Source organism: Methylobacterium sp. J-059 (assembly GCF_022829485.1).
Taxonomy (GTDB): domain Bacteria; phylum Pseudomonadota; class Alphaproteobacteria; order Rhizobiales; family Beijerinckiaceae; genus Methylobacterium.
Map to the genome: position 1 here is coordinate 1 of NZ_JAKSYA010000088.1, position 24786 is coordinate 24786.

The window sequence follows — 24786 nt, forward strand, 5'->3', positions numbered from 1 at the left end:
CTATGCCAGCCACGAGGGCGAGCGGGTGATCTACGGCCAGCGCCTGCTCCAGGGCGTCGGCGACCCGCTGCTCGGCTGGACCACGATCGCCGACCGCCCGTTCTACGTGCGGCAGATGAAGAACATGAAGGGCGAGATCCCGGTCTCCTGCATGACCGGGCAGCCGCTGCTGTACTTCTCCTGGGCCTACGGCGCGCTGCTCGCCCGCGCGCATGCCCGCACCGGCGACGCGGCGGCCATCGCCGGCTATTGCGGCAAGGACCGCCACGCCGACCTGCGCGAGGCGCTGGCCGACTGGGCGCACGCCTACGGCGACCGGAACGCGGCGGACTACCAGGCCTTCCTCGCCGCGATCGAGGCGGGCCGGCTCGAGGCGGCACCCGATCCCTGCCTGTGACCCGGCGCGGCCCGCGCCGCGCCCGCTCCCTGCTACCGCTTCGTCAGCCCGCCGAGCACGTTGCGCAGGATCGCGTTGCCGACCTGGGTGCCGACGCTGCGCGCCATGGAGCGCGCCGCGTTCGACACGACCTGCTCGGCAAGGCTCTGCGGCGCCTTGCGGCCCCCCTTGCCGCCACCCTTGGCGGCGGGCGTGCCGAACACGCTGCCCATGATGCCGCCGAGGAACCCGCCGAGGCCGCCTTCCGAGGCCTGCGCCGCCTCGGCTGGGGCGGCGTCGAGATTCTTGCGCTTGGCCAGCATCTCGTAGGCGCTCTCGCTGTCGATCGCCGCATCGTACTTGCCGCGCAGGGGGCTCCGGGCGATCAAGTCGGCGCGCTCCGCCGGCGTCAGTGGGCCGACGCGCCCCTGGGGCGGCGCGATCAAGGCGCGCTCGACCACCGAGGGCGTGCCCTTCGGCTCCAGGAAGCTGACCAGGGCCTCGCCGACGCCGAGCTGCGTGATCGCCTCCGCGACGTCGAAGCCGGGATTCTGCCGGAAGGTCTCCGCGGCGGCCTTCACCGCGCGCTGGTCGCGGGGGGTGAAGGCGCGCAGCGCGTGCTGGACCCGGTTGCCGAGCTGGCCCAGCACCGTCTCGGGCACGTCGAGGGGGTTCTGCGTCACGAAGTAGACGCCGACGCCCTTCGAGCGGATCAGCCGCACCACCTGCTCGACCGCGTCCAGCAGCGCCTTCGGCGCATCGTTGAACAGCAGGTGCGCCTCGTCGAAGAAGAACACCAGCTTCGGCTTGTCCAGGTCGCCCACCTCGGGCAGCTGCTCGAACAGCTCGGAGAGCATCCACAGCAGGAACGAGGCGTAGAGCCGGGGCCGCTGCATCAGCTTGTCGGCGGCCAGGATGTTGATGACGCCGCGCCCGTCGCGGTCGGTCCGCATGAAGTCCTCGAGGTTGAGGGCCGGCTCGCCGAAGAACCGGTCGGCGTTCTGGTTCTCGAGCATCAGGAGCTGGCGCTGGATCGCGCCGACCGACGCCGCCGAGACGTTGCCGTACCGGCCGGAGATCGTCTTGAGGTTCTCCGAGCAGAAGGCCAGCAGCGCGCGCAGGTCCTTCAGGTCGATCACCGGCCACTGGTTCTCGTCGGCGACGCGGAAGGCGATGTTGAGCACGCCCTCCTGCGTGTCGTTGAGCTCGAGCAGCCGCGCCAGCAGCAGCGGCCCCATCTCGGTCACGGTGCAGCGGATCGGATGGCCCTGCTCGCCGAACAGGTCCCAGAACACGGTCGGGAAGCGGTCGGGCTCGTAGGCGATGCCGAGTTCCTCGGCGCGCTTGACGAAGACGGGCTTGGATTCCCCGGCCGCCGCCAGGCCCGAGAGGTCGCCCTTCACGTCGGCTGCGAAGACCGGGACGCCGGCATTGGAGAAGCCCTCGGCCATCACCTGCAGCGTCACGGTCTTGCCGGTGCCGGTCGCGCCGGCCACCAGCCCGTGCCGGTTGGCGAGCTTGAGCGTCAGCACCTCGGGCTTCGGCGCGCCGGTCTTCGGGATGCTTTTTCCAACGAGGATGCTGCCGTCGCCCGCCATCACGCCCAATCCCCTTCGCACCACCGGTGAAGGTTATGCCGGCCGAAGACCGGCTTTGCCAGATGCGCGGCCGTTTTGCTTGATTTCTGCTTCCCTAAGCCCGAAGGACGAGGAAACACCCTCGGGAGCTGCCGATCATGGAAGAACTCATCGCCCGCGTGACCAACCGCACCGGGCTCGATGCCGCGACGGCGCAGACCGCGATCGGGCACATCCTGGCGTTCCTCCAGAAGGAGGGCCCCGCCACGGAGGTGAGCCAGCTGATGGCGGCGATGCCGGGCGCCGAATCCCTGGTCGCGACCTCGAACGCCGACGAGGGCGGCGGCGGCCTCATGGGCAGGCTCGGCGGCATGATGGGCGGCGGCGTGATGGCGCTCGGCCAGAAGCTGATGGCGGCCGGCGTGCCGATGGGCCAGATGCAGCCGCTCGGCCAGGAGCTGTTCGCCTACGGCCGCGAGAAGGCCGGCGAGGACGTGATGGGGCCGATCGTCGGCTCCGTCCCCGGCCTCAGCCAGTTCGTCTGAGACCGGACGGCCTTCGGGCTCGCGGGACGCTCACGGGCGCCGGCGCGGGCCTGTCATAAAAGCGTGCGGCCTTCGTGATTGTGTCCGGTTCCAGGGCCTGGAGCCGGCCGCCCCGCGGGGGCGCGCTCCCGACCCGGAATGGGCGTCGACCATGGTCGCGAAGTTTACGCGTGGGGCCTCCGCCGCTTGGGACGCGATCCGGGCCAACGGCTGGGACAGCGTCGAGTCCCCCATCGCGAAGCTGAAGCGCAAGTCGGCCGACGGCACCCTGCCCGGCTTCGGTGGCCGCAGCCTGACCCCGCCCGGCGCCACGCCGATCCGCTTCAAGGCCAAGGGTGCGGGCAAGCCCCTCCCCGAGCTGGGCCCGAGCCTCGGCCGCATCGGCAGCCTCGAGGTGTGCCTCGCCACCCGCAAGTCCGAGATCCGCCGGGCGCAGCGGCTGCGCTACCAGGTGTTCTACGAGGAGATGTCGGCGATCCCCAGCGGCATGGCGATGCTGTCGCGGCGCGACGTCGACGCCTACGATGCAGTCTGCGACCACCTTCTGGTGATCGATCACGCCGCGACCGACGCGAAGCCGTTCCGCAAGGCGCGGCCCAAAGTGGTCGGCACCTATCGCCTGCTCCGCGGCGAGGCGGCCGAGCGCCATTTCGGCTTCTACTCGGCCTCCGAGTTCGACATCGCGCCGCTGCTCGCGGCCCATCCCAGCAAGCGCCTGCTCGAGCTCGGCCGCTCCTGCGTGCTGAAGCCCTATCGCACCAAGCGCACGGTCGAGCTGCTCTGGGCCGGCATCTACGCCTACGTGCTGCACCACCGCATCGACGCGCTGATCGGCTGCGCCAGCCTCGACGGCACCGATCCCTCCCGCCTCGCGCTTCCCCTGAGCTTCCTGCACCACCATGCCCGTGCGCCCGACGGCTGGCGGGCCCGGGCGCTGCCCGAGCGCTACGTGCCGATGGACCGGCTCGACCGCGAGGCGATCGACCCGAAGGCCGCCCTGCAGGCGCTGCCGCCGTTGATCAAGGGCTATCTCCGCGTCGGCGCCACCTTCGGCGACGGGGCGGTGATCGACCGCCAGTTCGGCACCACCGACGTCTTCGTCGTGCTGCCGGTGACGGCGATCGGCACGCGCTACCTCGGCCATTTCGCGCCGACGGCGAACGCGCGGGCGGCGTGAGCCCCCGCGGCGAGCGACGCCGGCGACGGTCCGTTCCGGACCGCGCCAGCATCGCCCCGTCGGTTAGTTCGGGTGGAACACGACCTTCACGCAACCGTCCTTCTTGTCCCGGAACGTCTTGTAGAGGTCCGGCCCGTCGGCGAGGTTGGTGGAGCGGTGGGTGATCATCGACGTCATGTCGATCTTCCCCTCCTGGATCAGCTTGGTCAGCGTCTCCAGGTAGCGCTTCACGTGGGTCTGCCCGCTCTTCATGGTCAGGCCCTTCTGGACGATCATGCCCATGTTGACCCGGATCGGGCCGCCGTAGACGCCGGGCACCGAGACGATGCCGCAGGGGCGCACCGCCTTGATCGCCTCCATCAGGGCGTAGGGCCGCTCGGTCGAGGTCAGCTTCTCCTGGATCGTGTTGACGAGGCTGGCGACGCCATGGCCGGCGCTGGCCTCCATGCCGACGCAGTCGATGACGCCGTCGGCGCCCTCGCCCTTGCTGATCTCCTTGATCCGCTCGAACACGTCTTCCTTCGCGTAGTCGATGATGTCGGTCGCGCCGTAGGTGCGGGCGAGCGCCAGGCGCTCGGGCACCGTGTCGATCGCGATGATGCGCTCGGCGCCCATGATCTTGGCGGACTGGATCGCGAACAAGCCGACCGGGCCCGCGCCCCAGACCGCGATGATCTCGCCGCCCTTGATCTCGCAATGCTCGGCGCCCTGCCATCCGGTCGGCAGGATGTCGGTGAGGAACAGCAGCGACTCGTCGTCGACGCCCTCGGGCGCCAGCATCGGCGCGACGTCGGCCATCGGCACGCGCACGTACTCGGCCTGCCCGCCGCCGTAGCCGCCGGTGAGGTGCGAGTAGCCGAACAGGCCGGCGGTGGTGTAGCCGAACTGGGCGGCGGCCATGGCGGCGTTGCGGTTCGAGCGCTGGCAGACGGAGTAGTTCCCGAGCCGGCACTGGCGGCATTCGCCGCAATTGATGTTGAACGGCACGACCACGCGGTCGCCCTTCCTGAACTTGGTGAAGCCCTGCCCGACCTCGACGACCTCGCCCATGAACTCGTGGCCGAGCACGTCGCCCGCCTCCATGGTCGGCATCTGGCCGTCCATCAGGTGGAGGTCCGAGCCGCAGATGGCGCAGGACGTCACCTTGATGATGATGTCGCGCGCATCCTCGATCCGCGGATCGGGGACCGTGTCGCAGCGGATGTCGCCCTTGCCGTGCCAGCACAGCGCTTTCATGGAAATCCTCTCGTGACGGCGGAATCGCGGCCCACGGAGGTGCGGGCTCGTGCGGGTAAGTGCCCGATCGTACGGCCAAGTTCCGATGGCCCGTCGAATGGCCGCAGCGGTCCGACCGCATCCGGGGGGGCCGGTCGCGGCCGTGCCGACGGGATCCGTGCTACGAGACGCCCTCCGCAAACCCGATGGGTCCAGAACCAGCATGATCGTCTACGGCACCGGCTATTCGCCCTACGTCCGCAAGATCCTCGTGGCGCTCGCCGAGAAGGGCGTGCCCTACGAGCACGTGCCCTGCATGTTCCACGCGCCCGATGCGGCGTTCCAGGCGGCGAGCCCGCTCGGCAAGATCCCGGCGATCGACGACGACGGCTTCAAGCTCGCCGATTCCTCCGCGATCCTGTGGTACCTCGAGCGCAAGCACCCGGACCCGGCGCTGATGCCGGCCGACGCGAAGGCGCTCGGCCGCGCGGTCTGGTACGACAAGTTCGGCGACACGGAGCTGTTCGGCCCGCTGGTCGTGGCGTTCCGCGAGCGGGTGCTGAAGCCCAACATGATGGGCAAGCCCTGCGACGACGCCGCGGTCGCCAAGTCGCTCGACACCGACCTGCCGCCGCTGTTCGACCACCTCGAGGGTCGGATCGACGGCGCGTTCCTGGTCGGCGACGCCTTCTCGATCGCCGACATCGCGATCGCGACCGGCTTCTACAACTTCCACCTCGCGGACGCGAAGATCGACGCCGCCCGCTGGCCGAAGCTCGCGGCCTACGTCGACGGCATCCTGGCGCGCCCGTCCTTCGTCACGGCCATGGCCGCGCGCAAGGGCTGAGCGCCGTCCGATAGACCGCGTTACTGATGGACTCGGTTCAGCGCGTCTCCCTCCCCCCTCGGCGGGGGAGGGAGGAACCCGTGCCGGGTTCGATTCGCGTCGCAGGATATGACATCGCCCCGGCCGGGCCGTCGTGCCCGCCCGGGTTCAGCGGCGGCGCTTGATCGAGCCCACCGTCTGCACCTGGGCCTGCGCCTCGGCGCGGTCCTCGTCGCTGGCCGCCGCCCAGTTCTTCTCGTAGAGCGCGACGATCCACGCGTCCTTGCGCCCCTCGACGCCCTCGCGGGCCAGCGAGAGCCACATCAGGCCGCGGGCGCGCTGCACCGGCACGCCGCCCATGCCGTTCATCAGCATGTCGCCCAAGAGCGCCTGGGCCGGGTGGTGGCCCTTCTCGGCGGCGAGGTTGAACCAGCGCGCGGCCTGGCGCGCGTCGGCCTCGACGCCGGTGCCGTCGAGGTAGAGGCGGGCGAGGTTGTACTGCGCGTTCGGGTCGCCGAAATACGACGCCGCGTAGTTGAACATGTCGTAGGCCCGCTCGGGGTTCGGGCGCACGTAGGTGCCCTTGATCCCGTCGAGGAAGTAGCTGCCGAGCGCGGTGAAGGCGCTCGCCGTCACCGCCGAGGTCTGCGCGTCGGGCCCGTCGTCGGTGCCGGAATCGGCGATCCGCGAAAAGAACTCGAACGCCTTCAGGTCGTCGTGCGGGACGCCGTCGCCCTCGGCGTACATCCGGCCGAGCTTCCACAGGGCGAGCGCGTGGCCCTGGTCGGCGGCGTATTCGAGCGCGCGGGCCGCGCCCTCCTTGTCGCCGGCATTGTACTCGCGCACGCCGGCCCGCAGCGCGTCCTTGGCGCTGCGGTAGCTCTTCTCCGGCACGGGCGTGCGGACGCTGGCGTCGAGCGCCTCCGTCGCCGGCGTGCCGGCGAGCAGGGTCGCGACCGCCGTCGCGGCGAGCGCGAGGCCGCGCAAGTGCACGTTCAGCCCGCCGCGGGACCGACGGGGATCGGCCCGGTCCGGCCGGTCGCGGTCGGTCCTAGACGTCCGCATAGCTCTGGATCTCCTCGGCGCCGCCCGGATGGGTCACGGCGCCGTTCACGGCGGGTCCGACGGTCTGCGCGTACTTCCAGAGGTAGCCGGAGGTCGCGGAATTGGTCCGCGGCGTCCACGCCTTGCGGCGCGCGTCGAGCTCGGCGGCGGAGAGCGCCACGTCGAGGGTGCCCTTGATCGCGTCGAGCGTGATCATGTCGCCGTCGCGCAGCAGGCCGATCGGCCCGCCCACCGCCGCCTCGGGCCCGACATGGCCGACGCAGAAGCCGCGGGTGGCGCCGGAGAAGCGCCCGTCGGTGATGAGGGCGACCTTGTCGCCCATGCCCTGGCCGTAGAGCGCGGCGGTGGTAGACAGCATCTCGCGCATGCCGGGGCCACCCTTCGGGCCCTCGTAGCGGATCACCAGGACCTCGCCCTCCTTGTAGGTGCGCTTCTGGACGGCCTCGAAGCAGGCCTCCTCGCCGTCGAACACCCGCGCCGGGCCGGTGAAGACCTGCTTGTCCAGCGGCATGCCGGCGACCTTCACGATCGCGCCCTCGGTGGCGAGGTTGCCCTTGAGGCCGACGACGCCGCCGGTCGGGGTGATCGGGCTGCCGGCCGAGCGGACCACGTCCTGGTCCGGGTTCCAGCGGACGTGCTCCATGTTCTCGGCGATGGTGCGGCCGGTCACCGTCATGCAATCGCCGTGGATGAAGCCGTGGTCGAGCAGGGTCTTGATCAGGAGCGGGATGCCGCCGACCTCGAACATGTCCTTGGCGACGTAGCGGCCGCCCGGCTTCAGGTCGGCGACGTAGGGCGTGCGCCGGAAGATCTCGGCGACGTCGAACAGGTCGAACTTGATCCCGCACTCGTGCGCGATCGCCGGCAGGTGGAGCGCGGCGTTGGTCGAGCCGCCGGACGCGGCGACGGCAGCAGCGGCGTTCTCCAGGGACTTGCGGGTGACGATGTCGCGCGGGCGGATGTTCTTGGCCAGCAGCTCCATCACCTTCTCGCCGGCGGTGGCGCAGAACTGGTCGCGGATCTCGTAAGGCGCCGGCGCGCCGGCCGAGTAGGGCAGCGCAAGGCCGATCGCCTCGGAGACGGTGGCCATGGTGTTGGCGGTGAACTGCGCGCCGCAGGCGCCGGCCGAGGGGCAGGCGACCTGCTCGAGCTCGTCGAGGTCGTCGAGGCTCATGTCGCCGACCGCGACCTTGCCGACCGCCTCGAACAGGTCCTGCACGGTGACCGGGCGGCCGCGGAACGAGCCCGGCAGGATCGAGCCGCCGTAGATGAAGATCGACGGCACGTTGAGGCGCACCATCGCCATCATCATGCCCGGCAGCGACTTGTCGCAGCCGGCGAGGCCGACCAGGGCGTCGTAGGCGTGGCCGCGCATGGTCAGCTCGACGGAATCGGCGATGACCTCGCGCGACGGCAGCGAGGCGCGCATGCCGGCGTGCCCCATGGCGATGCCGTCGGTGACGGTGATGGTGCAGAACTCGCGCGGGGTGCCGTGGGCGGCCGCGACGCCCTTCTTCACCGCCTGCGCCTGGCGCATGAGCGAGATGTTGCACGGGGCGGCCTCGTTCCAGCACGACGCCACGCCGACGAGCGGCTGGTGGATCTGCTGCTTGGTCAGGCCCATCGCATAGAGATACGAGCGGTGCGGCGCGCGGTCGGCCCCCTCCGTGACGTGGCGGCTCGGCAGCTTCGACTTGTCGTTCGTAGGCGCGTCCATGACCTGTCCCGCACCCCCGGGTCCGCTACGCATCGGCCGATCCCCGGCGGGGTGCGAACGACCGTCCCGCAGCGTCGACCGACGTTGCGCGAGGAGGCTCGACCACGCTCTTGGAATCGCTCGCAACCGAGCGGTAACCGGTTGGGGGAAAAGCCGTTTACCGCGGATGCTGAGGTGGTCCCGGTTTATGGCGGGATCGCGGCGGTTGAAGGCAGGTCTCGGGGCAAACCCGGGATGCTTTCGCGGTGTTGCGACATCGCCACAGCCGCGCTTGCGCCGCGAATACTTGGTCGCTCCCGAGCCCGGCGCCCCGGTGAACCGTCGGCCGAGCGAATGCTGGGACGTCGAGCGGGGCGCTCAGGGCTGCGGCAGGGACCGCGTCGGCTCGGGGGCGGCAAGCGCGGCGTCGCTCTCGTCCTTCAGGGACACGCCGGTCAGCCCGCGGGCGAAGGCCTGGGTCAGGAGCCAGTCGAGCTTGAACGCGGCGAGCGGGTGCGAGAGCCCGGCGGGGCGGACGTTCGAGATGCAGTTGCGCTCGGCGTCCGAGCGGCCGGGGCGCGGCGCGAAGGTGAGGTAGATCCCAAGGCTGTCGGGCGAGGACAGGCCGGGACGCTCGCCGATCAGCACAGCCACCGCGCGGGCCTTGAGGGCGCTGCCGACGGCGTCGCCGAGCGCGACGCGGGCCTGCGTTGCGACGACCACCGGCGCGAGCCGCCAGCCGGCCCGGTCGGCATGCGGCTTGAAGGCCGCAAGGAAACCGGCCGCGCCCTCGTGCACGGCACGGGCCGACAACCCGTCGGCGACGACGATCGCGAGATCGACCGGATCGCCGGCGGCCTGCTCGAGGGCCTGGCGGCCCTCCTCCGCCAAGGCGCGCCCGAGGTCGGGCCGGCGCAGGTAGGTCGCGCGGTCGGCCCCCCGCGAGGCGACCCGGAGCGTCGCGAAACCCAACGCCCCGATCGCCCGTGCGATCGCATCGGCATCCATCGGCGCGTGCACGGCGTCGCGGGCCTGGGCGTGGGCGAGGCCGAAGCGCAGGACCTCGCGGGTCGGCAGGCCGCTCCCGGCCCGCCCGAGGCCGATCCGGGCGGGCGTCAGCCCGGCGAGCCGCGCCCAGACCTTTGCGTCCTCGCTCATGCGGCGAGCCCCGAAGCGTCGGCGAGCAGCGGCGATCCCGGCTCGGCGGGCAGCAGCGTGCCGTGATCGTCCGTCATCCCGAGGGCGTGCAGCCACGCCTCGAACTCGGGGGCGCGCTTGAGGCCCAGAACCTCGCGGACGTAGAGGGAGTCGTGGAACGAGGTGGATTGGTAGTTCAGCATCACGTCGTCGGCGCCGGGCACGCCCATCACGTAGGTGCAGCCGGCCGCCCCCAGCAGCGTCAGCAGCACGTCCATGTCGTTCTGGTCGGCCTCGGCGTGGTTGGTGTAGCAGACGTCCACGCCGAGCGGGACGCCCATCAGCTTGCCGCAGAAGTGGTCCTCGAGCCCGGCGCGGATGATCTCCTTGCCGTCGTAGAGGTATTCCGGCCCGATGAAGCCGACGACGGTGTTGACGAGAAGCGGCCGGAACGGGCGCGCCACCGCGTAGGCCCGCGCCTCCAGCGTCTGCTGGTCGATGCCGTGATGGGCGTTCGCGGACAGCGCCGAGCCCTGCCCGGTCTCGAAGTACATGCCGTTGTCGCCGACCGTCCCGCGCTTCAGCGCCAGCATCGCCTCGTGCGCCTCCTTCAGGATCGCCAGCGTGACGCCGAACCCGGCATTGGCGCCCTGCGTGCCGGCGATCGACTGGAACACGAGGTCGACCGGCAGCCCACGGTTCATCGCCTCGAGGGTGGTGGTGACGTGGGTCAGCACGCAGCCCTGCGTCGGGATCGCATGGCGCTGGATGATCGCGTCGAGGAGGTGGAGGAGCTTGCCCAGCGCGGCCACCGAGTCCGAGGCCGGGTTGATGCCGATCACCGCGTCGCCGCAGCCGTAGGACAACCCGTCGAGGATCGCCGCCGTGATCCCGGCGGGATCGTCGGTCGGGTGGTTCGGCTGCAGCCGCACGGCCATCGTGCCGGGCAGGCCGATGGTGTTGCGGAACCGGGTCACCACCCGGCACTTCCGGGCGATCAGGATCAGGTCCTGGTTGCGCGAGATCTTCGAGACCGCCGCCGCCATCTCCGGCGTGATCCCGGGCGCGATTCGCGCCAGCGTCTCGCTGGTCGCGACGAGCAGGAATTCGCGAAAGTCGCCGACGGTGAGGTGCGCGATCTCGGCGAACGCCGCCGCATCGTGGCCGTCGAGGATCAGCCGGGTGACGTCGTCGTCCTCGTAGGCGATCAGGGGCTTGGCCAGGATCTCGCGCAGCGGCACGTCGGCGAGGCACCAGCGCGCGGCCGACCCCTCCTCCGCCGATTCCGCGGCGAGCCCCGCGAGCCGGTCGCCGGAGCGGACCGGCGTCGCCTTCGCCATCAGCTCGGCAAGGTCGGCGAACGCCCAGCTGCGCGGGCCGACGACGTGGCGGTAGGCCATGGGAGTCCTTTATCGAACCAGCGGCAGGCCCTCTCCGCGAGGGAAAGAGAAGTATATGCCCTCCGTGTTCGATGGCGAACCCTACGCCGCGCCCGCATGCGGCGCCGGCACCTCCGTCGAGATCGCGTCGACCGTGCGCTGGGGCGGGCTGCCGAGGCCGTCCGAGCGCGTGATGCGGATCTGCTGGTTGACCGGCTGCATGTTGCCGTAGGGCGTCGAGAACGCGATCTCGGCGGCATCCCGGCCGACGCCGATGCGCACTAGGCCGTCGAGATCGGCTTGGCGGGTCGCGTCGAACAGCCACCAGCGCCCGTCGAGATAGGCCTCGAACACCGCGTGGAAGTCGCTCGGCACCAGGCCGTGCGCGTAGCAGGACACGAAGCGGGCGGGGATGCCCAGCGCGCGGCAGAAGGCGGTGCCGATATGCGCGAAGTCGCGGCACACGCCCGCGCGCTTGAGCAGGCTCTCGTCGGCGGTGGTCTCGCCGTCGCTGGTGCCCGGCTTGTAGGTCATGTGGTCGTGGATCCAGTTGCAGATCTGGTTGACCCGTTGATGCCCCTTCGGCAGCGCGCCGAACTCGGCCTGGGCGAACGGCGTCAGCCGATCGGACGAGACGAAGCGGCTCGGCAGCAGGAACGGCAGGATGTCGAGCGGCAGCGCCGAGATCGGCGTCTCGTTGATCGTCGCCGGGTCGGCCCGGTGGACGGTGAGCTCGACCTCGGCGTTGTATTCCAGCGCGAATTGGCCCATCGGCACGTTGACGCCGAGGTAACGGTTGAGCAGATCGGGCGTCGTGTAGATGTCGCGCTTCAGGTTCGGCGTCAGCACGAGGGATTCGCTGAGAATCTCAAGGCTTCGCAGGCGCGCGACCTCCAGGTTGAAGATGAAGGTCGTGTCCGAAAGGATGTTGTAGGACAGGCTGCAGCCGAGAGTGTAGCGCATCGGGCCTCCGTAGCGTTGCCGAGGGTCTAGCCCAAGCAAGGAGCACGCCCGTTCCGAGGTTCCCCGAGCTCGACGGCGCGATCGATCAGGCGGTCCGAACGTCGCGGCGCGGCAACAGGACGACGGTCAGCGAGCGCACGCCCTGCGCCCCGTGGATCAATACGCCCTCGATGTCAGCGGTGGCGGAGGGGCCGGTGTGCAGGACGGCGTAGGCCGCCCCGGCGAAGTCCGGCCGCTTGTAGGCCGCCTGGACGTTGACGACGATGTCGGCGGGGTCGAGCAGCACCACGAGGTGCTGGGCGAGGTAGGCCACCGCGTTCACCACCAGCTCGGCCTCGGTGAACAACACCGATCCGGTCTCGGCGATGCCGAAGCGGGCGCGCACGATCGCGACATCGACGTCGTCGACCGCCTGCGGCCGGGTGACGGCGGAGAGGTCGCGGTTGCCGGCATGTTCCGGCACGGCGGAGGCGACGACCTTCGCCGCGTCCAGGCGCTCGCGCACGTGGCCGAGCGAATCGCCGGCGGGGCCGGCCTCGACCACGCGCCCGCCCATGCGCTTCAGCGCCTCGGTGAAGGCCGCGACGTGGTCGTCGGCGACCAGCGGGGCGAAGACCGGGACCTGCGGCAGCGGGTGGTCGCCGGCCGGCCGGTTCCGGCGGATCGCGGCCAGCGTCGCCGCGCGGGTGCCGGCGCTCACGACACGTCCTTCTTCGCCGCGCCGGCCATGCGGTTCTGCTTGTACCAGGCGTGGAAGCTCTGCTTCGGGGCGTCGGGCATCTCGCGCTTCTTCCCCCAGGTGTTGAGCGGGTTGTAGACGGCGAAGCGCGGCAGCGCGCGCAGCGCCGAATCCGCCGTGCCGATCGCCGCGCGGAAGGCGGCCGGGCGGCTCAGCACGGCGCCGGCCGCCTTCATCATGCCCTGCTTCAGGAGCGGGATCTGGTGCTCCTCGGCCAGCACCTTGCGCCAGGCGAAGATCTGCTCATGGATGTTGATCTTCACCGGGCAGACGTTGGTGCAGGAGCCGTTCATCGTCGAGGAGAACGGCAGCGTCGAGTATTTCCGCTTGTTGAAGGTCGGGTCGATGATCAGGCCGATCGGCCCGGCATAGGTCGCCCCGTAGGAGAGCCCGCCCGAGCGGCGGTAGACCGGGCAGGTGTTCATGCAGGCGCCGCAGCGGATGCATTTCAGCGAGGTCCAGAACTCCTCCATGCCGAGGCGCTCGGAGCGGCCGTTGTCGACCAGCACGTAGTGCATCTCGGTGCCCGGCCGCGGCCCGCGGAAATGCGAGGTGTACTGGGTGATCGGCGAGCCGAGCGCCGAGCGCGACAGCAGGCGGATGAAGACGCCGAGGTCCTCGATACGCGGAATGATCTTCTCGATGCCGATCGAGTGGATCTGCAGCGGCGGCACGTTGCCGGAGAGGTCGGCGTTGCCCTCGTTGGTGCAGGTGACGACCGTGCCGGTCTCGGCGATGGCGAAGTTGCAGCCGGTCATCCCGGCATCGGCGTTGAGGATGTAGGGGCGCGTGGTCTCGCGCTGGCTCTCGGCGAGGTAGTGGGCGTCGTCGTTGTCCGGGTCGGTGCCCAGCGTCTTCGCGAAGACCTCGGCGACGTCCATCCGGGTCTTGTGGACGGCCGGCGCCACGATGTGGCTCGGCTCCTCGTTGTCGAGCTGCTGGATGCGCTCGCCGAGATCGGTCTCGATGATCTCGATCCCGCTGGCTGCCATGTGGTGCCGGAAGCCGCACTCCTCGGTGAGCATCGACTTCGACTTCACCAGCGTCCTCGCGCCGTGGCTGCGGAGGATCTCGAGCACGATGCGGTTGTGGTCGGCCCCGTCCGCGGCCCAGTGGACGTGGACGCCGTTGGCCTTCGCCGCCGCCTCGAACTGCTCGAGATAGGTATCGAGGCGGCTCAGCGTGTGCGCCTTGATGCTCGAGGCGATCTCGCGAAGCTCCTCCCATTCGGGGATGCCGTGGGCCGAGACGTCGCGCTTCTTGCGCAGGTCCCACAGGCGCTCGTCGTGCGCCGCCTGATGCAGCGGCGCGGCGAGGAAGCGCTCGGCGGCCTCGCCCTGGTCGATCGGCCGGTTGCCGCGGATCTTGGCCCCGCGCGGCTGCGGCTCGCGCGTCTTCGGCGCGGCGATCGGCTTCGAGGCCGCCTCGGCGTGCTGGAGGCGGCCGCCGTCCTGGTGGCGCTCGCTCTCGTCGACGGGCGCGCGGACCTCGGGATGGATCATGCCGCCGGTCTCGCGGGGCGTGAGATCTTCGATGCTCATGCGGCGGCTCCGTTGAGGACCTGCGCGATGTGGATGTACTTCAGCGGCACGCCGAGGCGCTCGGCGCAGCCCTTCTGGTGCATCATGCACGAGGAATCGGCCGAGACGACGTAGGCCGCCCCGGCGCGCGCCTGATCGGTCACCTTGTCGTAGCCCATCTTGGCGGAGACCGCCGGCTCGAACACCGAGAAGGTGCCGCCGAAGCCGCAGCACTCGTCGGGCCGCGTCAGCGACACGATCTCGATGCCCTTCACCTTGGAGAGCAGGTCGAGCGGCTTCGAGTAGGGCGGCGCGACGATCTCGGAGGGCCGGGCGTGGTGGATGCCGCGCAGGGCATTGCAGTTCGAGTGGTAGGCGACCTTGTGCGGGAACGACGCCCAGGGGAACTCCTCGATCTTCAGCACGTCGTGCAGGAACTCGACCAGCTCGAAGGTCTTGCGCCGCACGCCGACCACCTCCTCCGTCTGCGGGATCGCGGTGAGGTGCTCGCGGACCTGGTGCACGCAGCTGCCCGAGGGCGCGACGACGTAATCGAACGGGGCGAAGTTCTTGACGAACAGGGCTTCCGTGGCGGCGGCCTCCGCGTGGCAGCCGGTGTTGGTCATCGGCTGGCCGCAGCAGGTCTGGTCGAACGGGTACGCCACATCGAGCCCGAGTCGCTCCAGCAGTTCGAGCGTGGCGATGCCGACCTCCGGCTCGAAGGCGTCGACGTAACAGGGGACGAACAGTCCGATCCGCATGTTCCTGCCATCTTCCTCGGCCGATTCCCCCGGCCGTCCGCATCGGCCGTTCGCCGACGCCCTCAGGCGCCGACCTCGACCAGCAGCTTGCCGAAGTTGCCGCCGGTGTAGAGGGTGTCGAGGTGCTCGAGCGCCCGCTCGAGGCCCGGCCGGACGTCCTGCCGGGTCTTGATCCGGCCTTCCGCCATCCAGCCGCCGAGCGCCTGCACCGCCTCGTCCCAGCGCGCGGCGTAGTCGGTGACGATGAAGCCCTGCACCGTGAGCCGGCGCATCAGCATCTGCCGCCACGCCGCGGACGCCGCTGGCCCCGGGCGCTCCGCGGTGTCGTTGTAGGAGGCGATCAGGCCGCACAGCGGCATCCGCCCGAACAGGCGCATCCGGGCGAACACCGCGTCGGAGACCGCCCCCCCGACCTGCTCGAAGTTGATGTCGACGCCGTCGGGCGCCAGCGCGTCGAGACGGGCGCCGACATCCTCGTTGCGGTAGTCGATCGCGGCGTCGAACCCGAGCTCGTCGACGACGAACCGGTACTTCTCCGGGCCGCCGGCGATGCCGATCACCCGGCAGCCCTTGATCTTGCCGATCTGCCCGACGATCTGGCCGACGCCGCCGGCGGCGGCCGAGACCACCAGGGTCTCGCCGGCCTTGGGGCGGCCGATGTCGAGCAGGCCGAAATACGCCGTCGGGCCGACGAGGCCGAACACGCCGAAGCCCACCGAGAGCGGCACGCCCGGCGGCAGGGCCAGGGGCTGCAGGCCCTGGCCGTCGGTGACCATGTGGTCGGCCCAGGCGCCCATCCCGGCATAGAGCGCACCGACCTCGACCCCGTCCTTTCGGCTCTCGACCACCCGGCCGGCGACGAGGCCCCGCATCGGCTCGCCGAGGCCGACCGGCGGCATGTACTGCTCGGCATCGCTCATCCAGATCCGGTTCGTCGGATCGAGCGACAGGTACAGGACCTGCAGCAGGAACTGCCCGGGCTGCAGCTCGGGCAGCGCCTCCGAGCCGTAGGCGAGGTCGCCCTCGGCGATCGTGCCGACGGGGCGGCGCGCGAGGCGCCAGATGTTCCGCTGCCGGGCCATGCGCGCCCTCCCGAATGTCTCGAACGCGCCATGCGCGCGCCGCGGCGCGCCCTGGAACGATTTCAATCCGGTCTATCGAATCAGGTTGGTCTTGGCGAGGTCGAGGACCGCGTCACCGCGTCCGCTCATCACCGCGCGCAGCATGTAGAGGCTGAAGCCCTTGACCTGCTGCCCGTCGATCTTGGGCGGGATCGACAGCTCGTTGCGCGCCACCGCCACGTCGAGCAGCGACGGGCCGTCGAAGGCCAGGAACTCGCGGATCGCGCCTTCCAGCTCGCCCGGATCCTCGACGCGGATCGCGAAGATGCCGGCCGCCCGCGACATCGCGGCGAAGTCGGGGTTGTCCAGCGCGACGCCGGTCTCGAGGTAGCCCGCGGCCTTCATCTCCATCTCGACGAAGCCGAGCGAGCCGTTGTTGAACACCACCACCTTCAGCGGCAGCCGATGCTGGCGCAGCGTCAGGAAGTCGCCCATCAGCATGCTGAAGCCGCCGTCGCCGCAGAGCGCGATCACCTCGCGCCGCGGGGCCGCCGCCTGGACGCCGATGCCCTGCACCATGGCGTTGGCCATCGAGCCGTGCACCCAGGAGCCGATGAGGCGGCGCCGGCCGTTCATCTTGAGGTAGCGCGCCGCCCAGATCGTCGGGGTGCCGACGTCGGCGGTGAAGACCGCGTCGTCGGCGGCCGCCTCGCTTAAGAGACGGGTGAGGTGCTGCGGGTGGATCGGCTTGCGCCCGGGCTTGCCCTCCGCCAGCTCGTCGAGGCCGGCGCGCGCCTTGGCGTAGTGCTTGAGGCTGCCGTCGAGCCAGGCGCGGTCGGTCTTGACCGCGAGCTTCGGCAGCAGCGCCTGGATCGTGGCGCCGACGTCGCCGACGAGGCCGAGGTCGAGCCGGCAGCGGCGCCCGAGCTCCTCCGGGCGCAGATCCACCTGCGCCACCTTCGCGTCGGCCGGGTAGAACTGCTTGTAGGGAAAGCCGGTGCCGAGCATCAACAGGGTCTCGCAGCCGTGCATGGCCGCGTAGCCGGACGAGAACCCGATCAGCCCGGTCATGCCGACGTCGTAGGGGTTGTCGTACTCGACGTATTCCTTGCCGCCGAGCGCGTGGACGATCGGGCTCTTCAGGGCCTCGGCCAGCTGCAGCAGCTCGGCATGCGCGCCCGCGCAGCCCCGGCCGCAGAGCAGCGTGATCTTCTTCGCGCCATTGAGGAGCGCGGCGAGCGCGTCCAGGTCGGCCTCGGCCGGCCGCACCACTGGCTTCGGGGGCACGAGGCCAGCCTTCGTCGCGACCGCGCGGGCCGGCGCGTCCTTGAGCGCGACGTCGCCGGGGATGACGACGACCGCGACGCCGCGCTGCCCGATCGCGGCGCGCATCGCGTTCTCCAGCACGTAGGGAAGCTGGGCGGGGTCGGAGACCTGCTCGCAGTAGTGGCTGCAGCCGCGGAACAGCTCGGTCGGGTGCGTCTCCTGGAAGTAGCCCGAGCCGATCTCGGCCGACGGGATGTGCGCCACGATCGCCAGGACGGGCGTGCGCGAGCGGTGGCAATCGTAGAGGCCGTTGATGAGGTGGACGTGGCCGGGGCCGCACGAGCCGGCGCAGACCGCGAGCTCGCCGGTGATCTGGCTCTCGGCGCCGGCGGCGAAGGCCCCGGATTCCTCGTGGCGGACGTGGATCCACGCGATCACGCCGCGGGCCCGGATCGCCTCGGTGATCGCGTTCAGGCTGTCGCCGACGACCCCGTAGATGCGCCGGACGCCGGCCTCCTGCAGGGTCTCGACGACGTGGTCGGCGACGGTGGTGATCCGCATCGGTTCGGCTCCGGTTTTCGGAGGGCGAACCTTTTGCGGTGCAGCGCGGTTCCGGCTCGTGGATCGGGGCCGGTGACGGATGCCGCGTTCGCCACGACGTCGCGCCGATGGCGGGCGTCGCGCGCAGCGCCGCTCAGCCAGCCGACGCCTCGCTCAGGATCGCCGCGATGATCGGGCGAAGCTCGGGAAGCGACACCGTCGCGATCTTCCAAAGGATGAGGTCGTCGATGCGATTGTACTCGTGCCGAAGCTTGTTGCCGACGGCTGCGATCTCGGACCACGGTACGGACGGAAAGCGTGTCTTCGCATCCGGCGGCACGTGCCGGCTCGCTTCCGATACGATCTCGACACATCGTTCGACGGCGAGGCGCATCACCAAGTCCATGCGATAATCGGCCAACGTTCGTCCCGCGACGATGTCCGCCGCCGCGTCGATCATCGTCAGGATGTCCGTGAGGCGCGCAATCGCCGACCGCTTCATCACAGGACCTGGATGGCCTCGCGTTCGATCTCGGCCCGCAATTGAGGATGCAGCCCTTCCCGCGTCGTCAGGTCGACCCGGCAGCCGAGGGCTTGAGCCAGGTAGGCCTCCGTCCTGAACAATTCGACGAAGCCGAACCGTTCGTATTGCGGGTCGACGAACAGGTCGACGTCGCTGTCGAGGCCGGCCTCGTCACGGGCGACGGAGCCGAAAAGGTAGAGCGCGAGTATGCCGGCCTCCTGAAGATGCCCCGCCCGCTCAGTCAGTCTGGCGATCACTTCGCTGCGCTGCATCGCGTATCACCGTCACCCGGCACGAAGGCCGCGCCGCCGGTACAGCGCGTGGGTCGCCGCACCGATTCCGTCACACGGCCCAGTGAACCCCAGGGCGCCGAAAAGCTCAATCGTCCATCTTCAACGCGGCGATGAACGCCTCCTGCGGGATCTCGACGCGCCCGAACTGGCGCATCTTCTTCTTGCCTTCCTTCTGCTTGTCCAGGAGCTTGCGCTTGCGCGAGATGTCGCCGCCGTAGCACTTGGCGGTCACGTCCTTGGACAGCGCCTTGATGGTCTCGCGGGCGATGATCTTGCCGCCGAGCGCCGCCTGGACCGGGATCTGGAACAGGTGGCGCGGGATCAGGTCCTTCAGCTTCTCGCACATGGCGCGGCCGCGATGCTCGGCGCGGGAGCGGTGGACCAGCATCGAGAGGGCGTCGACCGGCTCGGCGTTGACGAGGATCGACATCTTGACGAGGTCGCCCTCACGATAGTCGGAGATGTGGTAGTCGAACGACGCGTAGCCCTTCGAGATCGACTTGAGGCGGTCGTAGAAGTCGAACACCACCTCGTTCAGCGGCAGGTCGTAGACGACCATGGCGCGCTTGCCCACGTAGTTGAGGTCGACCTGCGTGCCGCGCCGGTCCTGGCACAGCTTGAGCACGCCGCCGAGGTAGTCGTCCGGCGTGAGGATGGTGGCGCGGATCCACGGCTCCTCGATCGCCGTGATCTTCATCACGTCCGGCATGTCGGCCGGGTTGTGCAGCTCCTTCACCGTGCCGTCGGTCATCTGAAGGTGGTAGACGACGGAGGGCGCCGTCGAGATCAGGTCGAGGTTGAACTCGCGCTCCAGGCGCTCCTGGATGATCTCGAGGTGCAGGAGCCCGAGGAAGCCGCAGCGGAAGCCGAAGCCGAGCGCGGCGGAGGTCTCCATCTCGTAGGAGAACGACGCGTCGTTGAGCCGGAGCTTGCTCATGGCGCTGCGCAGGGTCTCGAACTCGGCCGCGTCGACGGGGAACAGCCCGCAGAACACCACCGACTGCACGTCCTTGAAGCCCGGCAGCATCTCCTTGCACGGGCGCTTGTCCTCCGTGAGCGTGTCGCCGACGCGGGTGTCGGCGACCTCCTTGATCGAGCCGGTGAAGAAGCCGACCTCGCCGGGCCCGAGCTCGCCGATGTCGGCCATCTTCGGCCGGAACACGCCGATCTTGTCGACGCCGTGCACCGCGTCGGCCCGCATCATGCGGATGTTCATGCCCTTCTTGAGCACGCCGTCGACGATGCGCACCAGCACGACGACGCCGAGGTAGACGTCGTACCAGCTGTCCACCAGCAGCGCCTTGAGGGGCGCGTCGCGGTCGCCCTTGGGCGGCGGCAGGCGCTTGACGATGGCCTCCAGCACCGCCTCGATGTTGAGGCCGCTCTTGGCCGAGATCGCGACCGCTTCCGAGGCGTCGATGCCGATCACCTCCTCGATCTGCGCGCGAATGCGCTCGGGCTCGGCGGCCGGCAGGTCGATCTTGTTGAGGACCGGGACGATCTCGTGGTTGGCGTCGAGCGCCTGGTAGACGTTGGCCAGCGTCTGCGCCTCGACGCCCTGGCTCGCATCCACCACCAGCAGCGAGCCCTCGCAGGCGGCGAGCGAGCGCGAGACCTCGTAGGCGAAGTCGACGTGGCCGGGCGTGTCCATCAGGTTGAGGACGTAGTTCTTGCCGTCCTCGGCCTTGTATTCCAGGCGCACGGTCTGCGCCTTGATGGTGATGCCGCGCTCCTTCTCGATGTCCATCGAGTCGAGCATCTGCTCGCTCATGTCGCGCAGCGCCACGGTACCCGTCGTCTGGATCAGGCGGTCGGCGAGCGTCGACTTGCCGTGGTCGATATGCGCGACGATCGAGAAGTTGCGGATGTTGTCGATCGGCGTAGTCGTCATCGATGCGGATCTCCGGCGCGCGTGCGGCCGGCCGAAGGGCCATCGCTGCGCGCCGTCTGATGTGAGGAGGCGGTGTCGGTCGCCCGCGGGATAGCAGCCGCGGGGGAGAGCGCCAAGCGCGGGCGTCGTCGCGGGGCGAAAGAGGGCGTGCAGACCCGCTCAGCGCCGCGCTCCGCGCCTCGGCCCTTCGGTTTCCGCACGTTCCGCCCTATCTAGAGAGCTTCCCTCCGCGCAATCCCGTGCCTTGGGCTACGAAGCGGAAGGCCCCCGAATGGCTCGCACTCCCCCCAACGGGCGCTCGCCCAGCATCTCGATGTCGGACTTCAACGCGCGGGTGAAGCGCGTGTTGGAAGGCAACGAGGAAGTCACCCGCGGCGCGCCGCGCGCGACGCCCGGCTGGAGCCGCCGCCGCACCCGGCCCTCGCCCGGCGCCGAAGCTCAGCCCGAGCCGGAGGCCGCCGAAGCCGAGACCGAGGACGCCGAGACGGACGGCGACGAGGCCGAGACGGAAAAGTCGGCCGCCGAAGAGGTCTGAGGCCCCTCCCCCCGTCGTCGGCCCGCGCGGCATGCCGGCCGAGCGGGGATGCGTGGGCTTCAGGGCCGCGGCGTCTCGGCCGCCGCCCTCGCTTCGGCGGCCATGACCACGAGAACCTTGCGCAAGGCGCCAATGTCGCGGACCGTGTCCGGGAACGTCACCCGCGCGGTCCGGTCGCCGGCCAGCAGGTCCATGCCCTCCGGGTCGAGCCCGGTGAGGCGCCACGCGGCCGTTCCCTCCGAGGCCGCGTAGAGCGCCAGCGCGTCGGCGTGGTCGGCGTTCATGTGCTCGATCGCGCCGCGCTCGCCGGCCACGATCGCCTCCGCGCCGGCGAGATCCAGAAGCAGCTCGGCCCGCGTCAGCGTCGCCGCCTTGGCGAAGCCGCCGTTGAGGTGGCCCGCCGTCGGCGCGATCGCGAAGAACCCGAAATCGGGGAAGTCGGCGTAGAGCGCGGCCTTCGGGTGCCGGGCGAGGAAGCGGGCCCGCGCGCGCGGCTCGTCGGTCCGCAGGCCCCGCCCGACGACGGTCAGCCGTGGGTGGGCGAGCGGATCGCCCTTGCCGCCTGCCGAGAACAGCAGCGAGCAGCGCGGGTCGGCGAGCAGGTTGCGGGTGTGGGCCGAGAGCTGCGACAGCAGCATCAGCGGCGTGCCGTCGACGTCGGTGGCGATGGTCACCAGCGAGGCGAACGGCGTGCCGTCGGCATCGAGGGTCGCCAGCGCGCCGGAGCGGATGCTGCGCAGCAGGCGCCGCGACAGGCCGATCGCGTCGAACGGGGCCTGGGCCGCCGGAAGCGGCCGCGCCGGCCCGCGCGGCCCACTCGATTCGGCCTCGCCCACGCTGTCGGATGTCTCTGCCATCGCGCCCGTCGCTCCCCGAAGCGGCGTCGGAAAAACGCCGCGCCCGCCGCATCATAGGGCGAAATCGCGGCCGCCGACGAGGCCGGGGGGACGCGGCGCATCGCCCGGATACGGCCAAGCTACCATGGCCGCTCGCTTTTTTCGAAACTTCGGCTTAAAGCACCAGACCTTCCGCGCGAAACGGACACGGTCATACGACTCGTCGTCGCGTTCGCGTTTTTGCCTGCCCCGTCCGGGGCCGGAGGCGGCGACGCAGGCCCTCGTCACGCGCCGCACCGCCCCGATCAGTCAAGGAACGCGCATGCCGACCATCGCCCTCGTCGACGACGACCGCAACATCCTCACCTCGGTGTCGATCGCCCTGGAGACCGAAGGCTACCGGATCCAGACCTACACCGACGGCGCCTCGGCCCTCGACGGGCTCAAGCACTCGCCGCCCGACCTCGCGATCTTCGACATCAAGATGCCGCGCATGGACGGGATGGAGCTTCTCAGGCGCCTGCGGCAGAAATCGGACCTTCCCGTGATCTTTCTGACCTCGAAGGACGAGGAGATCGACGAGCTGTTCGGCCTCAAGATGGGCGCCGACGACTTCATCCATAAGCCGTTCTCGCAGCGGCTGCTGGTCGAGCGGGTGAAGGCGGTGCTGCGCCGCTTCGCCCCGAAGGACGGCCCGGGCGCCGCCGCCCGCGAGGCGGACGCCGCCGCCCGCTCGCTCGAGCGCGGCTCGCTGATGATGGACCCGGAGCGCCACACCTGCACCTGGAAGGGCGAGCCGGTGACCCTGACGGTGACTGAGTTCCTGATCCTGCAGGCGCTCGCCCACCGCCCGGGCGTCGTGAAGAGCCGCAACGCGCTGATGGACGCGGCCTACGACGACCAGGTCTACGTCGACGACCGCACCATCGACAGCCACATCAAGCGCCTGCGCAAGAAGTTCAAGGTGACCGACACCGCGTTCGACATGATCGAGACGCTCTACGGCGTCGGCTACCGCTTCAAGGAAGGCTGAAGCTCCGCGCCCCGCCCCGAATGCCTCGATCGCTTCTCGAACACCGGACCGTCGTGACGTCGCAGACCGATGAAGAGCCGCGCCGCGGCCCGCTCGCATGGCCGCGGGCCTCCTGGGATGCGATCGGTCAGCGGGCCTCGTCGAGCCTGACCCGCCGCATCGTCGTGCTCAACCTCGTCGGGCTGATCGCGCTGCTCGTCGGGTTCCTGTACCTGAACCAGTTCCGGCAGGGGCTGATCCAGGCCCGCGTGCAGAGCTTGGCGATCCAGGGCGACATCATCGCCGGCGCCATCGCCTCCTCGGCCTCGGTCGATACCGGGACGATCCGGATCGACCCCGACAAGCTGCTGCAGCAGCAGGCGGGCGAGGGCAGCAACACGCCGGACGAGGAATCGCAGCCGCTCGCCTTCTCGCTCAACCCGGAGCAGGTCGCGCCGCTCCTGCGCCGCCTCGTGACCCCGACGGGCAACCGCGCGCGGGTCTACGACAGCGAGGGCGGCCTGCTGTTCGACACGCGCTCGCTGTTCAACCGGCCCGAGGGCGCCGCGGGTACGCCCCAGATCCGCAAGCGCTCCCTGCTCGAGCGCGCCTTCGAGGTCGCGCAAGCGTGGAGCTTCGGCCTGTTCGGCGAGCGGGTGAAGCCGCAGGAGGAGATCGGGCCGACGAACGGCCATTCCCTGCGCGAGGTCCAGACCGCCCTGAACGGCGCCCGCGGCAGCCTCGTGCGCCGCAACGGGCTCGGCGAGACCACGGTGTCGGTCGCCGTGCCGATCCAGCGCTCGGGGGCGGTGCGCGGCGCGCTGCTGCTCTCGACGCAGGGCGACGCGATCGACCGCGTCATCGCCTCGGAGCGGTTCGGCCTGTTCCAGGTCTTCCTCGTCGCCGCGATGGTGATGGTGGTGCTCTCGATCCTGCTCGCCGGCGCCATCGCCGGCCCGGTGCGGCGGCTGGCAGAGGCCGCCGAGAAGGTGCGCATGGGGATCAAGACCCGCGAGGAGATCCCCGACTTCACCAGCCGCACCGACGAGATCGGCCACCTCTCGGGCGCCCTGCGGGACATGACGCAGGCGCTCTACCGGCGCATCGACGCGATCGAGAGCTTCGCCGCCGACGTCAGCCACGAGCTGAAGAACCCGCTGACCTCCCTGCGCAGCGCGGTCGAGACCCTGCCGCTCGCCCGCAACGACGATTCGCGCAGCCGGCTGATGGCGATCATCCAGCACGACGTGAAGCGCCTCGACCGCCTGATCAGCGACATCGCCGACGCCTCGCGGCTCGACGCCGAGCTCGCCCGCGCCGAGGCGCGCAAGGTCGACCTGCGCAAGCTCCTGACCACGGTGGTCTCGGTCGCCAACGAGCGCAAGCGCCCCAAGGACTGCCTGATCCAGCTCGACGTCGACGCGCCGGCCGGCGACCAGGACACGCCGTTCGCAATCATCGGGCACGACAGCCGGCTCGGGCAGGTGGTGAACAACCTCCTCGACAACGCCCGCTCGTTCTCGCCGACCGAGGCGAAGGTGCGCGTGGCGCTGCGCCGGGTGCGCGGCGACATCGAGCTGATCTGCGAGGACGAGGGGCCGGGCATCCCCGAGCACGCCCTCGAGCGGATTTTCGAGCGCTTCTACACCGACCGTCCCGAGCAGGGCTTCGGCCAGAACTCGGGGCTCGGCCTCTCGATCTCCCGCCAGATCGTCCAGGCGCATCGCGGCTCGATCCGCGCCGAGAACCGCCCCGGCCCGGCGGACGAGGACGGCGAGCCGACGGTCCGCGGCGCCCGCTTCATCGTGCGGATCCCGGCGGCGCCGCGGCAGTTGTCGGCGGCGTGATCGGGC

General features: G+C 70.4%; 23 protein-coding genes. 7 read left to right on the top strand and 16 right to left on the bottom strand.

Features of this window, described 5'->3' with window-relative positions; genetic code table 11:
* The coding region (locus MKK55_RS09370; RefSeq protein ID WP_243934389.1) for a DUF2252 family protein at positions 1 to 397 on the top strand (397 nt) is incomplete at its 5' end.
* 32 nt (positions 398 to 429) lie between these two features.
* Here the strand turns inward: MKK55_RS09370 and MKK55_RS09375 are convergent.
* Complete coding sequence (locus tag MKK55_RS09375) at positions 430 to 1974, bottom strand: helicase HerA-like domain-containing protein (protein WP_243934390.1); 1545 nt, start codon at positions 1972 to 1974, stop codon at positions 430 to 432.
* Between the two features lie 137 nt (positions 1975 to 2111).
* Here MKK55_RS09375 and MKK55_RS09380 point away from each other — a divergent pair, with 137 nt between their 5' ends.
* Positions 2112 to 2498, top strand: coding sequence for a DUF2780 domain-containing protein (locus MKK55_RS09380; RefSeq protein ID WP_243934391.1), 387 nt, complete (start codon positions 2112 to 2114; stop codon positions 2496 to 2498).
* A 151-nt stretch (positions 2499 to 2649) separates the two neighbouring features.
* Positions 2650 to 3675 carry a GNAT family N-acetyltransferase gene (locus MKK55_RS09385; RefSeq protein ID WP_243934392.1) on the top strand — a complete coding sequence of 342 codons (1026 nt, stop codon included), beginning with the start codon at positions 2650 to 2652 and terminating at the stop codon, positions 3673 to 3675.
* Between the two features lie 63 nt (positions 3676 to 3738).
* Here MKK55_RS09385 and MKK55_RS09390 read toward each other — a convergent pair whose 3' ends face one another.
* Positions 3739 to 4911, bottom strand: a complete 1173-nt coding sequence (locus MKK55_RS09390) for a zinc-dependent alcohol dehydrogenase (RefSeq protein ID WP_243934394.1) — start codon at positions 4909 to 4911, stop codon at positions 3739 to 3741.
* 202 nt (positions 4912 to 5113) lie between these two features.
* On the opposite strand from MKK55_RS09390, the gene MKK55_RS09395 reads away from it, so the two are divergent.
* Positions 5114 to 5737 (top strand): glutathione S-transferase family protein, encoded by a 624-nt coding sequence (locus MKK55_RS09395; RefSeq protein ID WP_147726655.1) that lies wholly within the window; start codon positions 5114 to 5116, stop codon positions 5735 to 5737.
* Positions 5738 to 5884: 147 nt separating this feature from the next.
* Here the strand turns inward: MKK55_RS09395 and MKK55_RS09400 are convergent, their stop codons facing one another.
* The 13 genes from MKK55_RS09400 to lepA form a co-directional block, all read right to left on the bottom strand.
* Positions 5885 to 6781 carry a tetratricopeptide repeat protein gene (locus MKK55_RS09400; RefSeq protein ID WP_147842963.1) on the bottom strand — a complete coding sequence of 299 codons (897 nt, stop codon included), beginning with the start codon at positions 6779 to 6781 and terminating at the stop codon, positions 5885 to 5887.
* Positions 6768 to 8498, bottom strand: coding sequence for a dihydroxy-acid dehydratase (gene ilvD / locus MKK55_RS09405; protein ID WP_243934396.1), 1731 nt, complete (start codon positions 8496 to 8498; stop codon positions 6768 to 6770). Before ilvD ends, MKK55_RS09400 begins: the two co-directional genes overlap by 14 nt.
* Positions 8499 to 8855: 357 nt before the next feature.
* Complete coding sequence (eutC, locus tag MKK55_RS09410) at positions 8856 to 9635, bottom strand: ethanolamine ammonia-lyase subunit EutC (protein WP_243934397.1); 780 nt, start codon at positions 9633 to 9635, stop codon at positions 8856 to 8858.
* The gene (locus tag MKK55_RS09415) at positions 9632 to 11014 is read right to left on the bottom strand and encodes an ethanolamine ammonia-lyase subunit EutB (protein ID WP_147858919.1); all 1383 of its coding nucleotides are present in this window, start codon (positions 11012 to 11014) and stop codon (positions 9632 to 9634) included. Before MKK55_RS09415 ends, eutC begins: the two co-directional genes overlap by 4 nt.
* Before the next feature lie 81 nt (positions 11015 to 11095).
* A complete protein-coding gene (locus tag MKK55_RS09420; protein WP_243934399.1) occupies positions 11096 to 11956 on the bottom strand; it encodes a transglutaminase-like domain-containing protein in 861 nt (286 codons plus the stop codon).
* An 85-nt stretch (positions 11957 to 12041) separates the two neighbouring features.
* Positions 12042 to 12656: a lactate utilization protein C gene (locus MKK55_RS09425; RefSeq protein WP_243934401.1), complete on the bottom strand. Its 615-nt coding sequence runs from the start codon at positions 12654 to 12656 to the stop codon at positions 12042 to 12044.
* Positions 12653 to 14236: a lactate utilization protein B gene (locus tag MKK55_RS09430; protein WP_243934403.1), complete on the bottom strand. Its 1584-nt coding sequence runs from the start codon at positions 14234 to 14236 to the stop codon at positions 12653 to 12655. The genes MKK55_RS09425 and MKK55_RS09430 overlap by 4 nt, the downstream gene beginning before the upstream one ends.
* Positions 14233 to 14976, bottom strand: a complete 744-nt coding sequence (locus tag MKK55_RS09435; protein ID WP_147726217.1) for a (Fe-S)-binding protein — start codon at positions 14974 to 14976, stop codon at positions 14233 to 14235. Before MKK55_RS09435 ends, MKK55_RS09430 begins: the two co-directional genes overlap by 4 nt.
* Before the next feature lie 62 nt (positions 14977 to 15038).
* Entirely contained in the window at positions 15039 to 16058 is a 1020-nt protein-coding gene (locus tag MKK55_RS09440) for an NADP-dependent oxidoreductase (RefSeq protein ID WP_243934405.1), read from the bottom strand.
* Positions 16059 to 16130: 72 nt separating this feature from the next.
* Entirely contained in the window at positions 16131 to 17864 is a 1734-nt protein-coding gene (gene poxB / locus MKK55_RS09445) for a ubiquinone-dependent pyruvate dehydrogenase (protein WP_243934408.1), read from the bottom strand.
* Between the two features lie 133 nt (positions 17865 to 17997).
* On the bottom strand, positions 17998 to 18303 hold the full coding sequence (locus tag MKK55_RS09450) for a DUF86 domain-containing protein (protein ID WP_243934409.1): 306 nt from the start codon (positions 18301 to 18303) through the stop codon (positions 17998 to 18000).
* 41 nt (positions 18304 to 18344) lie between these two features.
* On the bottom strand, positions 18345 to 18638 hold the full coding sequence (locus tag MKK55_RS09455) for a nucleotidyltransferase family protein (protein WP_243934410.1): 294 nt from the start codon (positions 18636 to 18638) through the stop codon (positions 18345 to 18347).
* 106 nt (positions 18639 to 18744) lie between these two features.
* Positions 18745 to 20550, bottom strand: coding sequence for a translation elongation factor 4 (lepA, locus tag MKK55_RS09460; RefSeq protein WP_147726221.1), 1806 nt, complete (start codon positions 20548 to 20550; stop codon positions 18745 to 18747).
* Between the two features lie 271 nt (positions 20551 to 20821).
* Between lepA and MKK55_RS09465 the strand changes: the two genes are divergently transcribed.
* Entirely contained in the window at positions 20822 to 21085 is a 264-nt protein-coding gene (locus MKK55_RS09465; RefSeq protein ID WP_243934411.1) for a hypothetical protein, read from the top strand.
* Between the two features lie 59 nt (positions 21086 to 21144).
* On the opposite strand, the gene MKK55_RS09470 is transcribed toward MKK55_RS09465, so the two are convergent.
* Positions 21145 to 21942: a HugZ family protein gene (locus tag MKK55_RS09470; protein WP_243934412.1), complete on the bottom strand. Its 798-nt coding sequence runs from the start codon at positions 21940 to 21942 to the stop codon at positions 21145 to 21147.
* Positions 21943 to 22243: 301 nt separating this feature from the next.
* On the opposite strand from MKK55_RS09470, the gene MKK55_RS09475 reads away from it, so the two are divergent.
* Both MKK55_RS09475 and MKK55_RS09480 read left to right on the top strand, forming a co-directional pair.
* On the top strand, positions 22244 to 22954 hold the full coding sequence (locus MKK55_RS09475) for a response regulator transcription factor (RefSeq protein ID WP_147728688.1): 711 nt from the start codon (positions 22244 to 22246) through the stop codon (positions 22952 to 22954).
* A gap of 20 nt (positions 22955 to 22974) precedes the next feature.
* Entirely contained in the window at positions 22975 to 24780 is a 1806-nt protein-coding gene (locus tag MKK55_RS09480; RefSeq protein ID WP_409566040.1) for a stimulus-sensing domain-containing protein, read from the top strand.
* The last annotated feature ends 6 nt before the right edge of the window (positions 24781 to 24786 follow it).